The 15571-nt window shown below is 34.3% G+C and carries 9 protein-coding genes; 6 read left to right on the top strand and 3 right to left on the bottom strand.

Going from position 1 to position 15571, the window contains the following annotated elements; all coding sequences use genetic code 11:
* Positions 1-6: 6 nt before the first annotated feature.
* The 5 genes from BHU68_RS02200 to radC are packed head-to-tail and all read left to right on the top strand — an operon-like array spanning position 7 to position 5177.
* Positions 7-1602, top strand: coding sequence for a ShlB/FhaC/HecB family hemolysin secretion/activation protein (locus BHU68_RS02200; protein WP_069469810.1), 1596 nt, complete (start codon positions 7-9; stop codon positions 1600-1602).
* Positions 1603-1613: 11 nt separating this feature from the next.
* Positions 1614-2768: a hypothetical protein gene (locus tag BHU68_RS02195; protein ID WP_069469809.1), complete on the top strand. Its 1155-nt coding sequence runs from the start codon at positions 1614-1616 to the stop codon at positions 2766-2768.
* Positions 2749-3297: a CDP-diacylglycerol--glycerol-3-phosphate 3-phosphatidyltransferase gene (pgsA, locus tag BHU68_RS02190; protein WP_445082162.1), complete on the top strand. Its 549-nt coding sequence runs from the start codon at positions 2749-2751 to the stop codon at positions 3295-3297. The genes BHU68_RS02195 and pgsA overlap by 20 nt, the downstream gene beginning before the upstream one ends.
* Positions 3290-4465, top strand: coding sequence for a bifunctional phosphopantothenoylcysteine decarboxylase/phosphopantothenate--cysteine ligase CoaBC (gene coaBC / locus BHU68_RS02185; protein WP_069469807.1), 1176 nt, complete (start codon positions 3290-3292; stop codon positions 4463-4465). The genes pgsA and coaBC overlap by 8 nt, the downstream gene beginning before the upstream one ends.
* A 7-nt stretch (positions 4466-4472) precedes the next feature.
* Positions 4473-5177 carry a RadC family protein gene (gene radC / locus BHU68_RS02180; protein ID WP_253180930.1) on the top strand — a complete coding sequence of 235 codons (705 nt, stop codon included), beginning with the start codon at positions 4473-4475 and terminating at the stop codon, positions 5175-5177.
* Here the strand turns inward: radC and hemB are convergent.
* Positions 5169-6164, bottom strand: a complete 996-nt coding sequence (hemB, locus tag BHU68_RS02175) for a porphobilinogen synthase (RefSeq protein ID WP_069469806.1) — start codon at positions 6162-6164, stop codon at positions 5169-5171. The two genes, radC and hemB, sit on opposite strands and share 9 nt — an antisense overlap.
* Before the next feature lie 119 nt (positions 6165-6283).
* On the opposite strand from hemB, the gene BHU68_RS02170 reads away from it, so the two are divergent.
* Positions 6284-12787: a non-ribosomal peptide synthetase gene (locus BHU68_RS02170; protein ID WP_069469805.1), complete on the top strand. Its 6504-nt coding sequence runs from the start codon at positions 6284-6286 to the stop codon at positions 12785-12787.
* Here the strand turns inward: BHU68_RS02170 and BHU68_RS02165 are convergent.
* Positions 12720-14891 carry a TonB-dependent receptor plug domain-containing protein gene (locus BHU68_RS02165; RefSeq protein WP_069469804.1) on the bottom strand — a complete coding sequence of 724 codons (2172 nt, stop codon included), beginning with the start codon at positions 14889-14891 and terminating at the stop codon, positions 12720-12722. The genes BHU68_RS02170 and BHU68_RS02165 overlap by 68 nt on opposite strands.
* Before the next feature lie 68 nt (positions 14892-14959).
* Entirely contained in the window at positions 14960-15508 is a 549-nt protein-coding gene (locus BHU68_RS02160; protein WP_069469803.1) for a YfiR family protein, read from the bottom strand.
* Positions 15509-15571: the final 63 nt, after the last annotated feature.

Raw genomic sequence — 15571 nt, 5'->3', positions numbered from 1 at the left:
ATAATTTTGAATTTACAAAAATATTTAATCACATTTTTTATACTAAACTTTGTGTGTCTTCATAGTTTAGCGGCGTTTGAATTACCTGAGATTGATCCTGATAACTCTTCTTTGTCTTCTATTTCTGATTTTGCTCTTAACAAAGTTATATTTAAGGGTAATCATATTTTTTCTGATGCTGAGCTTAATCAAGTTATCAAAGACTATCTCAATACAAACATTAATCCTGAGCAATTGCAACAGTTAAAAAATGCTATTACTAAGTATTATATAGATAAGGGTTATATTAATTCTGGTGCTGTTATTCCTGATCAGCCTGTTGATAAGGGTGTTATTAGAATTAAGATCGTTGAGGGAAGTTTGGTTGAGGTGCAAGTTTCTGGTAATCTACGTTTAAATTCTGATTATATTAAGGCGCGTGTAAAGGCTAATCAAGCTTTGAATTTGCAGGATTTGCAGGATGGTTTGCAAATGTTGTTGGAAGATCCTTTGTTAAAACGAATTAACGCGGAATTAAAACCGGGCACTGCCTTGGGTGAGGCTATTTTAAATTTGAAGGTTGAAGAAGATCGCCCTTATACTTTGCAATTTAATTTTAATAATTATCGTTCTCCTAGTATCGGTGCTTATCGTTCTGAAGTTCAAGCTTGGCATCGTAATTTAACTGGTAGCGGTGATAGTTTATATGTTCGTTATGGTTTAACTAAAGGTTTAAAAGATTATACTGTTAAGTATGATTTACCGTTAAATTATAATGGTACTACTTTATCTTTTAGAGTTGATCGTAGTGATTCTGAGGTGATTGAATTTCCTTTTGATCAGTTAGATATTGAAAGTGATGCTAAAATTTATTCTATTGGTTTGCGTCATCCTATCATTAATAAGCCTAAAGAATCGTTGGAATTGGGATTGAATTTTGAGCAGCGTAATAGTAAAAGCTTTTTGTTAGGCAGACCATTTTCTTTTTCTCCCGGTGTCAATTTTGGTGAAAGTAATATTTCTGTCATACGTTTTTCTCAGAATTATTTGAATCGTGGCAAGGAACATGTTATTGCTGCTCGTTCAGTTTTTAATTTTGGAGTTGATGCTTTTGGAGCCACTATTAATGATGATGGTTCGCCTGATAGTGAGTTTTTTAGTTGGTTAGGGCAGTTTCAGTATGTTGAACAATTAACTATAAATAGCCATATGATTTTTAGAACTGATGTTCAATTATCAGATCAAAGTTTGTTGCCTTTAGAAAAATTTTCTGTAGGTGGTTTTGCTTCTGTGCGTGGTTATAGAGAAAATTTTTTAACTCGTGATAATGGTGTAGTTTCTTCATTGGAATGGCGTATTTCTTTGAAACAGTTGATGAATATTAATACTCGGTTATTAGAATTTGTTCCATTCATTGATTATGGGCGTGCTTGGAACAATAACCATAATGAGCTGCAACAGTTAAAACATATTTATAGTGCAGGATTAGGATTACGTTGGCATCCTAATCAATATATTCGTAGTCAAGTTTATTGGGGTTATGCATTAAAAGACATACCAGAACAAGATAATGATAATTTACAAGATAAGGGTATTCATTTTGAGCTTAGCTTGGTTTATTAAGGTTAATTAAGATGCAACAAGATTTTGAAGTAACATGTGCTATTCCAAGAACTGGTAGGACATTTGAAAATTTTTTAGCTAAATTAAAAAATTTAGGGGTTAATAATGATGAAATAGATCAAATTTTAGCGATTTCTAAAAAAAGTAAGAAGATGAGCAGGGTTTCTTTTGAGGAGGCTTCTGAATTTTTGTTTGAGGCTTTGAAGGAAATTCCTTGTTTTGGTTTGTCTGTTGATCGTAAGCGGGAAAATCGCCCTTATAGAGTTGGGTTTTTAGCTTATCAATGGATGATTAATGATATTTGTGTGCGTATTGAAGGCGAAGAGCCGCATAATGGTTCGTCTTTGATTAGGTTGGATGAGATTGATTGTGCAGTAGTTGGTTTGGATGAGTTGTTGACTATGACTCAGTATTATTTGCATAATCCTACTTTGGTAACTAAGTGGGGTATGTATAATTATAATATAGAAAAACCAACTGGAATACGAATTGCTGGTTCTGCTCAATTAACTCGTTATAATCCGGTTTTGAGGCAGGATATTCAAGATATGGTTGGTTTTTTCTTGATTTCAAAAACCTCTTGTTCTATATATAAAGATTTTGTGGCTCATTTATCAAAAAATGGGCAACGGGTTTTTGTTAAGGGGCGTTATGTTGGTATTGTTGCGGCTGCTTATCCTGAGCTTAAAATCACTTCTGTAGAAGATGTAGAAGATGCAGTTTTGGAGGCTGAGGCTGGATGTGTCGGGCTTGAGATTGTTCAAACTGGTAATACTCTTAAAAGAAAGGGTTTGATTTTACATGGTGAGCCGTTATTTTTGTCTGAAAGTTTGTATGTAGTTGACTATCATAGATATATAAACAATCCAGTTTTAGAAAAATTTGTTGATAATTTAAAACCTATGGGTTATTTTGAGGATGAACATATTAAACAGTTTGCTTTATGGTATTGTGCTTTAGAAAAAAATATGGGTGATTCATGGTTAAATAAGCCATCAATTACGGATTTGTTTTGTCATTCAGAAGATATAAAAAATGGTTTGCGCCCTTATAGATTGCAAACTCGCAATTGGAAAGCTGATGATAATTATAAACAAGAACAAGCACTTGATTTAATTCAGCAAGCTAAATTAAAATTAGATAGTTATTATAATGAATACACCTAATATCTTAACTTTGCTAAGAATTGCGTTAATTCCAATTTTAGTTATTTGTTTTTATTTACCGTGGGAAGGGAAAAATATAATTACTACTGGTATTTTTGCGGTAGCGGCACTGACGGATTGGTTTGATGGGCATTTAGCTAGACGTTGGAATCAAACTACTGCTTTAGGTGCTTTTTTAGATCCAGTGGCAGATAAGTTAATTGTAGCAGTAGCATTAGTTTTGTTGGTAGAACAGAATCCAACCCCGTGGATGGCAATTCCTGCGGCGGTTATTATTGGACGTGAAATTACTATTTCTGCTTTACGGGAATGGATGGCAGAATTGGGTGAACGCGCCGCTGTTGGGGTATCAAACTTTGGTAAAGTTAAAACTACTGCGCAAATGTGTGCATTGTTAATGTTGTTGTATGGTGAAGCGTTTTTAGGATTAGGTTTTATTTGTTTATATATTGCAGCAATTTTAACTTTATGGTCAATGATTTTGTATTTAAAAGCAGCAATGCCGATTTTGTTGAAAGCAGATGATTAAATCTGACAGCTTACTAAAAAACAAACAAATCCTGTTAGGCATTACCGGCGGCATTGCCGCTTATAAATCCGCTGATTTAGTACGACGCTTAATTGAGCAGCAAGCCCAAGTACAAGTAGTAATGACTGAAATGGCTACTAAGTTTATTACTCCTTTGACTTTAGAAGCTCTATCTGGAAAATCTGTATATGTTGTACAAGACGCTATGGCACATATTGAATTAGCGCGTTGGGCTGATATGGTTTTAATAGCCCCTGCTACTGCTAATTTTTTAGCTAATTTGACTTATGGTCATGCTCATGATTTACTTAGTACGCTCTGTTTAGCTACAGCGGCTCCGATTTGTGTAGCTCCTGCTATGAATCAACAAATGTGGCACGCTGCTATTACTCAGGAAAATTGTCAGAAATTACAACAACGAGGAATTACGATTTTTGGTCCAGCTATTGGCTCACAAGCTTGTGGTGATGTTGGAGCTGGTAGAATGTTAGAAGTTGTTGATTTAATTGATTCTTTACAATTGTTTTTTCATAAAACCACTCAAAAAGTCTTAATAACCGCTGGACCAACTCGTGAACATATTGATCCTGTTAGATTTATTAGTAATCGTAGCAGTGGGAAAATGGGTTATGCGATTGCAGAAGCCGCCTCAGCCGCTGGATATGAAGTCACATTAATAAGTGGACCAGTATGTTTATCTTCATCAACAGCAACTATTTCTGTGAATAGTGCCCAAGACATGTATGAAGCCGTAATGGCACAGATTAAAAATACAGATATATTTATCTCAACCGCCGCAGTAGCAGATTATCGCCCAGTCAAACAAGCCGAACAAAAATTAAAAAAAACGGCTGTTACATTACAACTCAATTTAGAACCAACCCCTGACATTCTAGCCAGCGTCAGCAACTTAGAAAATCCACCATTTACAGTAGGCTTTGCCGCTGAAACTAACAATCTGGTTGAATACGCCAAGAAAAAATTAGTGGCAAAAAAACTAGACATGATAGCCGCCAACCAAGTTGGTATTGAAGGTTTAGGTTTTGACAGTGAAGATAATGCTCTATCTCTATTTTGGCAAGATGGAGGGCTAGAATTAGCGCGTGCTAATAAAAAAATTTTAGCTAAACAATTAATTGATGTTATTATTGAGCGTTTTAATTCCTAGAATTATTATGGCAGATAGCAACAATACAAAAGCGGCAATCAAAATCACAGACATGCCGCTAGAAGATCGCCCTCGCGAAAAACTATTAAAACGCGGTGCAGAAGTATTAACCAATGTCGAATTATTAGCAATATTCTTACGCACAGGAGTAAAAGGAAAAAGTGCTTTAGACTTAGCCAAAGACTTATTAGATCACTTTGGAGACTTACGTAGCCTATTAGCCGCTGATCGCGATCAATTTTGTGAAGCCAAAGGCTTAGGCGATGCCAAATATGTACAACTAAGAGCCTGTGTAGAAATAAGTCGCCGCTACTTACGAGAATGCTTAGAACGCGGCGATGCCCTAACCAATCCCGATGACACACGTAACTACCTAATGTCAGAACTAAGTGGGCGCAGCTACGAAGTCTTTGGTTGCTTATTTTTAGACAACAAAAATCGAGTTATAACATTCCAAGAATTATTTTATGGCACCATAGATGGAGCCAGTGTATATCCACGCGAAGTAGTAAAACGAGCCTTACAACTAAATGCAGCGGCATTAATTCTAGCCCATAACCACCCATCAGGCATCGCCGAACCTAGCCAAGCCGACATTTCAATCACCCATCGCCTAATCGAAGCCCTAAAATTAATAGACGTAAGAATACTAGACCACTTTGTAATTGGCGATGGATACTGTGTATCCCTTGCAGAAAAGGGTTTAATGTAAAACCTGAGCAGCCTTTTTAGCAAAATAAGTCAAAACACCATCAGCCCCTGCTCGCTTAATACTCAACAAAGATTCCATCATAACCGCCTGCTCATCCAACCAACCATTCTGCGCCGCTGCCATCAACATAGCATATTCACCACTAACTTGATAAACAAAAGTTGGCGCACCAAATTCTTGTTTTACCCGCTGTACAATATCCAAATAAGGCATTCCCGGCTTAATCATCACCATATCAGCCCCTTCCTGTAAATCCAAAGCCACTTCACGCAAAGCCTCATCACTATTAGCTGGATCCATTTGATAACTATACTTATTACCACCACCTAAAGCACCAGCAGAACCAACAGCATCACGAAATGGACCATAAAAACTAGAAGCATACTTAGCAGAATAAGCCAAAATTCTAGTATTAATATAACCAGCCCTCTCAAGCCCATCACGAATACTACCAATACGCCCATCCATCATATCAGAAGGCGCGACAACATCAGCTCCAGCCTCAGCATGAGACAAAGCCTGCTTAACCAACACCTCAACCGTCTCATCATTGATCACATAATTACTATCATCAATCAAACCATCCTGCCCATGAGTAGTAAAAGGATCCAAAGCCACATCAGTAATAACACCCAACTCAGGAAATTCAGCCTTCAGAGCTAGCACAGCTCGTTGCGCCAAACCATCAGGATTATAAGCCTCAGCGGCATCCAACGACTTCTTCTCACTAGGCACAACCGGAAACAGTGCGATTGCAGGAATACCCAACTCAACCAACTCAGCCGCTTCCTTAATTAATTCATCAATACTCAATCGAGATTGATCTGGCATAGAATTTATAGCAACGCGCTGCTTCTCACCCTCAAGCACAAACAAAGGATAAATCAAATCATCAACAGTCAAAACATTCTCACGCATCAAACGTCGAGAAAAATCATCACGACGCATTCTACGCATACGTGAATTAGGAAAAGAAAAATTATTCATGATAATATTAAAATGTATATAAAATATAGGCGTATTAATTGCACTGTTTTCAATTAATACAATAAAATCTTACTAACTATATAAATAACAGACATTAAGATTAAAGAGGATCATAAATTATGATACCACCAGTTGAATGGAATAATACCTACAGTTCGTATCCAGATAATATGTGCATTCACCAATTGTTTGAACAACAAGTAGAACGCACTCCTGAAGCAATTGCAATTGTTTTTGAAGATAAACAGTTTACTTATCGACAACTGAACAATCAAGCCAACCAACTCGCCCATTATCTCAGAAAATTAGGCATAAGACGAGAAATATTAGTAGGAATTTGTATTGAACGCTCAATAGAAATGATAGTAGGCTTACTAGGCATTCTCAAAGCTGGTGGAGCTTATCTACCTTTAGATCCATCTTATCCAAAAGAACGTTTAGCATTTATGCTAAAAGATTCTCAAATATCAGTAATAGTAACTCAAGATCAATTATCCACAAGCCTACCACAGAATAAAGCAAAAATAGTATCAATAGATAAAGATTGGCACAACATATTTCAAGAAACTACTAAAAACCCAATAAACCAAACCAAGCCAGACAACTTAGCTTACTGCATATATACATCAGGATCAACTGGTCAACCAAAAGGCGTACTACTTGAACATCGTGGCTTATGTAATTTAGCTGCTGCACTGATTAAAACTTTCAAAATAAAAGCTGAGAATCGTGTACTCCAATTTGCTTCTATTAGTTTTGATGTATCTATATCAGAAATTATTATGGCTCTGGTGTCAGGCGCATCTCTATATTTAGAAACAAAACAAAAATTATTACCCGGTACACCTTTATTACAAGTATTACGTGATAATGCAATTACTACAATCAGTTTATTACCTTCGGTGTTAGACACCTTATCACCTGAACAATTACCAAATTTAAAGACTATTATTATTGGAGGAGAAACTGCTTCAGCGAAACAAATATCTCGTTGGGCACCTAGTCGTAACTTTTACAATGCTTATGGACCAACAGAAGCAACAGTATGTGCCACTATAGAAAAATGTACCAACAACAATCAAACCCCTCCCATAGGTACTCCTATAGCCAATACTCAAATCTATATCTTAGATAAACAAATGCAACCAGTAGAAATAGGTGTTGCAGGAGAACTTTATATAGGCAGTGTTGGCTTAGCCAGAGCTTATCTCAATCGTCCTGAACTGACTAGGGAAAAGTTTATTAATACTCCAAATGGAAGATTATATAAAACTGGTGACTTAGCGCGTTATTGTTCAGATGGCAAACTAGAATTTTTAGGCAGGATTGATCATCAAGTTAAAATTCGTGGTTTTCGTATAGAATTAGAAGAAATTGAAGCTAAATTACACAAACATCCCGGTATAGAAGATACAGTGGTTGTTGCTCAAAAAGATAAACTTAATGATAAACAAATAGTTGCTTATATTGTATATCAATCAGCTTTAGAACGAGTACCACTACACAGTGCATGTATAGTAGAATTTGATAATAAACATCAAATAGAATTAACAACAGAAGAAATATCCCCATGTGGAGTTGACTTATTAGGAATGCCTGATGATTACAAAATCGGTCAACAACTTCGCCTACAACTATGGCTACCAGAAGCAGATAACGACTTATGGGTAAAAGGCAAAATTGCATGGATTTACAAGCAACGAGCAGGAATTGAATTTGACTTAACACCTAAGAAACAAGACCAAATACGCAATAGCATAAAATATATACTAGAAAAAAAAGGCTTAGTTCACACTTTACAAAACATTTTAGTAGAACATCTACGCGACTTTTTACAAAAGTCATTACCCAGTTACATGATACCATCATATTTTGTGATACTTGATAGTTTACCACTGACAGCAAATGGAAAAATTGATCGCCAAGCATTACCCGCCGCTGAATCATTCCAAACATATTCTTTCATTCAAGAAAAACTCATACAAATTTGGTCTGAATTCCTACCACAAAAAGTCATTGGTATTCATGACAATTTTTTAGCTCTAGGTGGAAATTCATTATTAGCAACTCGTATTATTTCTCGCGTTAATAATGAATTAGGAATTAACTTGCCTTTATACAGTTTATTTGAAACACCCACAATTGCGGAATTATCTAAGCAGATAGAAACTCAAACCAAACATAATTCACAAAACACTATCAAACCAGCACCACGAAACGATAATATTCCATTATCCTTTGCTCAACAACAATTATGGCTAGTTCAACAACTAATACCGGAATCTATGCCAGTCTATAATGAGCCAACTACCATTCATCTAGGAGGAGCTATTAATGCCGCTATTTTAGAACAAAGCATCAAAGAAATTATACAGCGTCACGAAGCCTTCCGAACCACATTTAAAACAGTAGAAGGCAAACCAGTTCAGATTATTTCTCCATCCATTGCATTCACATTGCCGCTAATAGATCTTACTAAGTTGCCAGCAAATGAACGAAAAACTGAAAGTTTAAAAATTGCCACCAAAGAAGCAATCAAACCATTTGATTTGCTAACAGGTCCATTATTCCGTGCCACTCTAATAAAATTAGATGATCAAGACTATCGCTTATTTCTGACTTGGCATCATATTATTTTAGATGGTATTTCCATATATAACATATTATTACCAGAATTAGAAAGCCTTTATAAAAGCTTTTCTAAGGGCACAATTTCTCAACTTGAAACACCTTATATTCAATACGCAGACTATGCAATTTGGCAACGACAACAATCAGATTTAGAAGATCAAATAAAATACTGGAAACAACAACTCGCAGATTTACCAAAGCTACAACTACCAATAGATCATTCAAGAACAGCACAACAAACCTATAATGGCGCGAGAGAATGTTTGGCATTACCCAAACAATTGACTGAATCCTTAAAAGAACTAAGCAAAAAAGAGGGCGTAACCTTATTTATGACCCTATTCGCAGCATTTAATGTGTTATTATACCGTTATACTGGACAAGAAGACATTTCCGTAGGAACAGTAACCGCTGGTCGCAATAAACCTGAACTAGAATCCGTTTTTGGATTTTTTCTCAACACCTTAGTTTTACGTACTGATTTATCAAAACAACCAAGTTTTCAACAACTACTTAAACGGGTACGAGAAGTTACCTTAGAAGCTTATGCTCATGAAGACTTAGCATTTGAAAAATTAGTTAAAGAATTACAACCAGACCGTCAATTAGGAACCAATCCACTATTTCAAGTCTCCTTTATTATGGAACCGACGATCTTGAATCTGGATTCTGGTTGGATTCCAAGTCAACTTGATATTCATACAGCTACATCAAAATTTGACTTAACTATAGAATTAGATGAAAGAGCAGAAGGTATTATTGGTCGCATTGAATACAACACTGACCTATTTGATCAATCACGTATTATCCGTATGATAGGTCATTATCAAACCCTATTAGAAAGCATAATAACTAACCCTCAACAATCTATCTCACACTTAGCTATATTAACAAAACAAGAACAACAACAATTCAGAGAATGGAATAACACCTCACAAGTTTTACCAGACAAACAATGTATTCACCAACTATTTGAAGAACAGGTTGAACGTACACCAGAAGCAATAGCCCTTGTTTTTGAAGACCAACAACTAACTTACCAACAACTAAACCAACGCGCCAACCAACTAGCACACTATCTAAGAAAACGAGGCGTAAAACCAGAAACATTAGTAGGTATTTGCGTAGAACGTTCATTAGAAATGATAATAGGCATATTAGGCATCCTCAAAGCTGGTGGAGCCTATGTACCTTTGGATCCCACTTATCCAGAACAACGCCTAAACTTCATGTTAGAAGATGCCAAAGTACAAATATTATTGACCCAAAAACATTTAGAAAACAAACTACTAACACAATCACAAATCAACTTAGATAGCAACTGGGAAAAAATCGCGCAAGAAAGTACAGAAAATCCAGTAAATACTACAATACCAGATAATTTAGTCTATGTTATTTATACATCTGGCTCAACTGGAAAACCCAAAGGGGTTATGATTGAACACCGAGGATTGTGTAATTTAGCCATTGAACTCATTAACATATTTAATGTAGAACAAAATAGTCGAGTACTTCAATTTGCTTCTTTTAGTTTTGATGTTTTTATATCAGAATTTGTTATGGCATTGTTATCTGGTGCTACTCTATGTTTAGCTAAAAAGAATGACTTGTTGCCAGGAATTCCATTATTGCAAACTTTACGTAAACAAGATATTAGCATAGTTAATTTACTACCATCAGTACTTGCTACTTTACCTTTTGAAGCATTACCATCTTTGAAAACAATTGTTGTTGGAGGAAATAAATGTGAAATTGAATTAGTAAAACCTTGGGCACGAAATCGTAGCTTCTTCAATGCTTATGGGCTTACAGAAACAACAGTATGTGTTACTACTAATAAATACAATGACAACAATCTATTACCAATAGGACATCCTATATCTAATACAGAAACTTATGCATTAGATAAATATTTACAACAGATACCTATAGGTATGGTAGGCGAATTATATATTAGCGGAATTAGTGTAGCGCGTGGCTATATCAATAACCCTGAACTAACAGCAAACAGCTTTATTTATTATAAAGATAATGGTAATCAAAAAATTTTATATAAAACTGGTGATTTAGTTAGATATTTACCAAATGGTAAACTGGAATTTTTAGCTCGTATTGATAACCAAGTTAAAATTCGTGGCTTTCGCATTGAATTAGGGGAAATTGAAGCTATATTGAAGCAACATGCAGCAATACAAGAGGTAGCAGTAATAACAACACAGAGTAATATAAATAGTGATAAAAGATTAATAGCCTATTTTACTACTCAGATACAACATACCCTCTCTACAAAAGAATTACGGGATTTTCTACAAGAAAAATTACCTGATTATATGATACCATCTGTATTTGTTTTTCAAGAAACATTACCATTACTTCCAAATGGAAAAGTGGATAAAAGTTCCTTATTTTCACCTTCTGATAATTTATATTTAAATTTGAAAGAATCCTTTGTAGCACCACGTAACCCATTGGAAACATTGCTTGCAGATATATGGGCAAAATTATTACAACTTGATAAAGTTGGTATTTATGATAATTTTTTTGAAATAGGTGGAAACTCTTTAGTTGCCGTTCAAGTCATCACAAAACTACAAAAAACTTTATCTGTCGAATTATCTATCAAATACTTATTTGAAAAACCCACTATAGAAAAATTAGCTAAGACAATTGAAAAACTTCAACAACAAGATGGAATTTATGATCTTACAAAAGTAATTGATTTTAATGCAGAAGCAGTTTTAGATCCAAAAATCTATCCAAAAAACCAATTTGTTATAGAAAATGTAACAAAACCACGTAATATTTTTATTACAGGAACCACTGGATTTATTGGTGCTTATTTGATTGATGAATTACTTAAAAATACTGATGCAAAAATATATTGTCTTATTCGTGCCGTTAATGAGCGTGAAGCTCTAAAAAGATTGCACAACAACCTTGATAAATATAATATTAATTATTATCATTCCTCAAGATTAATACCTATATGTGGGGATTTAGAGCAACCCCTTATAGGGCTTTCTTTTGAAAAGTTTGAAATATTAGCAGAACAAATTGATATTATTTATCATAATGGCGCTCAGGTTAATTTTGCTAAACCTTATTCAGTTCTTAAGGCAGCAAATGTTCTTGGTACTCAAGAAGTATTGAGATTAGCATGTCGTAAAAAAGTAAAACCAGTACATTATATATCTACTCTAGCTGTTTTTAGTTTAGTAGGATGTTTAAATTTTCCGAAAGTCATAACAGAAAAAGATGATATTAATAATCATAAAACCTATCTTAATGAAGATATAGGTTATACTCAAACTAAATGGGTAGCCGAACAATTGATATGGAGTGCTAAATCAAGGGGAATACCTATTACTGTATTTAGAACTGGGTTTATAATGGGTCATAGTAAAACTGGTCATACTTATAGTAGTCATTATATATTTAGGATGATTAAAAGATGCATACAAACAGGATACATTCCAAATATAGTTAATCAGAAATATGAATTCATTCCAGTAGATTATGCTAGCAAAGCTATTGTATATTTATCAAGACAACAAGAGTCTCTAGGAAAAGCTTTTCATATAGTACCATTACATTCTCAAAATATTAGTTTGATTAATTTCTTTGAAATGATATGTTCATATGGTTATAAATTCAAAAAAATTCCCTATCAAGACTGGATAGAAAAAAATATTTCTAATATTCATGATAATAACAATCCTCTACTTCCTTTTTTACCTTTACTAACAGAAAAAGTAAATGGAAATATTACTAGATTGGAATGGTATCAAAATACACCAGACGTTGATTGTCAAAACACATTAAATGGATTAGCAAATACCTCAATTTCTTGTCCACCAATGAATGTGCAATTAATTGATACATACTTATCCTACTTAATTAAGATTGGTTTCATACAGCCACCGTCTAAAAATGATAACGCAATTCCAACCAATAATGTCGTCCAGCCAAAGGCAAATCATATGGTATGTTAATAACTCCATTGGAGTCTGGTCCCTGACTTGGTTCACGGGCATCAACATCAAATAGATTTCTAACACTGACTGCAAAGTTCCAATGTCCTTTTTTAATATTTTTGCGGCGTAAGGTAAAATCTACAGTAGTATAATCGTCAACAGGGGACCTTGAATCTCCAAAAGCCCTTTGTCTTTCGGAAACCCAATTTATTTGGGTATCAAGGAACCAGTTAGGCATTAGTAGCCAATCACTACGTACATAAGCAGAATGCTGGGGATAATTACCAGCATCATGCTTATTATTTTCATCGCTAGCTTTAACAAAAGCATAATTAGCCAATAAACTAGATTTTTTTGTCATTTTCCAACGTGCTTCAAATTCTAAACCATAAGCTTTTTGAATACCAACATTGTCTGCTATAAAAATACCTTTTGATGCACCGGGTACATAACGAATGCCATCTGACCATTTATAACTAAATAAATTTGTTGCTAGATGCAGATTATTTCTGACATGATAGTTAAATGCCAATTCCCAAGTATCAATTGTTTCAGGATTAAGATTTAAATTACCTTTGTGTACAGGATTACTAGTAATATATAACTCTGAAAAAGTAGGGGCACGAAAAGCACTAGCATACATAAGTTTAGTAGAAAATTTTGAAATAGGTTGCCAACTTAGTGCGAAACGAGGGTTTAGAGTTGATTTAAAATCAGAATAATTATCATACCTGAAACCAGTAGTCCATTCCCAATTTGGAGTTAAATTCCAAACATCCTGTAAGAATACATGCCAATTTTTACGAGAACCTTCTGGAATAAAGCTGTATGATGTATTACTAATATCCATTAGATTTTGAATCGGAAACCCTGTTGTTGGATTAGTATTGGTATAATGTTTAATTTTATACATTTCACCATAATGATAGCCAATACCTAAACGAACTGTATGTTTTTTAAAACCAGTATAAAATCCTGATAAATCTAGACGGTTGTTACGTTCAGAGATAGATGTATCAATAATCATTCCATTTGGATAAGCACCACCAAAAGCACCCGACGGAAAAATAGTTTGATTATTAGTATTATATCTAGTTTGAAAATAACTGAGTTGTGCAGTAACATCCCAATTTTCAGTAAATGTACTATTATGATAAGTAAGATCAGCGTTGAAACGGTCATCAGTAAAATGACCAATAGGATCTAATGCTTCTCCTGTACCTGCACCAGTTCCAATATTACGTCGTCCTTGATAACCACTACGTAATTGCCAATTTTCTTTAGAAATATCTAATCGTGCATCAAGATTACGTTTTTGCATATTTACGCCTCCCGGCGCAAGAGAGGCATTGGTACCAAATTGATTATCAAAATGGCTTTGAGCATCTATATCAATAATTTCATTATGTCCATCGGTATTACGGTATTCTAAAGAAGATGCAATATCAAAACCTGCCCAAGTTCCACCATGTAATATATAGGCATCTTGAGTATTAAAACTGCCTATTCGTGTACCTATTTCAGTACCTTCAATATCTTTTTTAGTTTTAGTAATAATATTAATAACTCCAGCAAAAGCATTAGCCCCAAAAACCGCAGAACCCGGTCCACGTATAACTTCTATACGAGCAATATTCGCTACTGGCATACCTGCCCACATAGCACCTTTATTACCAAAATACAATCTATTAATAGGAATACCATTAACTAGCATTAAGATTTGTGGATTAAAAGTTGAATAAATTCCTCTAATAATATAAATAGGATTGTAAGCGCGATTTCGAGCCACATGCAGGCCAGGCACCATTTCTAATACTTCATCTAAATCAGTTGCACCAGTTGCCTCAATATCTTGTGCTGTTATCACAGTAGTAACTGATGGGGCGCGATCTGTTGTTTGTTCTTTACCCGTGGCAATTGTGACCTTTCTTGCCTTTATTAGCCCATCAAATACATTAAAAACATTATCTAGTGTTACTTCTACTTCTACTAATTCCTCTAGTTTTAAGCCTTTTAAAAATTCTATTGCTTCACGATCTGCTTCTGTTGTTTCATCTTCTGCATAGCTTGGAAAGCTTATTATTGTTAAATTTATTAAAATTATTAATAATCTTATATACATATTCTGCCTCATTTTACATTCTTTAATTAAAATTAGTTATATTATTCATAATAGATGCAAAATATAGGCTATTGAAAAACTTTTCTGGCTATATACAATAAATTCGCACTGATTCTCACATTCGCTTTTATTGCAACACGACGATTCATATAAAATCTGATATTTTTACCCATATTCACAAACTGAATCATGCCACCATCACGAGCAAAATTTTCAATACCACTAACAGTAAGAATGGCACGTTGTTTGAGATATTTAAATATTTTTCTTAGATTTTTTACTTCAGAGCGGCTTATAAAGAGGATGTGGCATGAATTAGTGTTTTTAACAGTGCTATGAACTTGTATCTGAACATTATGTGCATCAACTGTTTCATTTTTTACAGCTAATTTCAGCAATCCACGAAATGGATCTGTACCTAAAACACAAATCCTGAATGGAGATATAGAACTTTCAAATACGCTTGGTGGCCATCTTACAAAGTATGTAAAATTATATAAAAAGACCGCTTTTATTTGATATTCACGTATGGTAGGTTGTTTGGCGTAGCTTAATGACGATTGTAATAATAATATGATTATGCTTATTATTATTATTTTAAATTGATATAAACCCATATTATATATGATATAATTTATTGAATAGAAACTTGATTCTATAATAACAAGCTACTTATGACA

This window comes from Candidatus Marithrix sp. Canyon 246 (assembly GCF_001723685.1).
Lineage (GTDB): Bacteria > Pseudomonadota > Gammaproteobacteria > Beggiatoales > Beggiatoaceae > Marithrix.
The sequence above is the reverse complement of the archived record's forward strand: the minus strand, read 5'-3'. Positions and strand labels throughout refer to the sequence as shown.

Coding starts and splice junctions, on each gene's coding strand:
- BHU68_RS02195 (WP_069469809.1), top strand. CDS start 1,614: ATGCAACAAGATTTTGAAGTAACATGTGCTATTCCAAGAACTGGTAGG.
- coaBC (WP_069469807.1), top strand. CDS start 3,290: ATGATTAAATCTGACAGCTTACTAAAAAACAAACAAATCCTGTTAGGC.
- radC (WP_253180930.1), top strand. CDS start 4,473: ATGGCAGATAGCAACAATACAAAAGCGGCAATCAAAATCACAGACATG.
- hemB (WP_069469806.1), bottom strand. CDS start 6,164: ATGAATAATTTTTCTTTTCCTAATTCACGTATGCGTAGAATGCGTCGT.
- BHU68_RS02170 (WP_069469805.1), top strand. CDS start 6,284: ATGATACCACCAGTTGAATGGAATAATACCTACAGTTCGTATCCAGAT.
- BHU68_RS02165 (WP_069469804.1), bottom strand. CDS start 14,891: ATGTATATAAGATTATTAATAATTTTAATAAATTTAACAATAATAAGC.
- BHU68_RS02160 (WP_069469803.1), bottom strand. CDS start 15,508: ATGGGTTTATATCAATTTAAAATAATAATAATAAGCATAATCATATTA.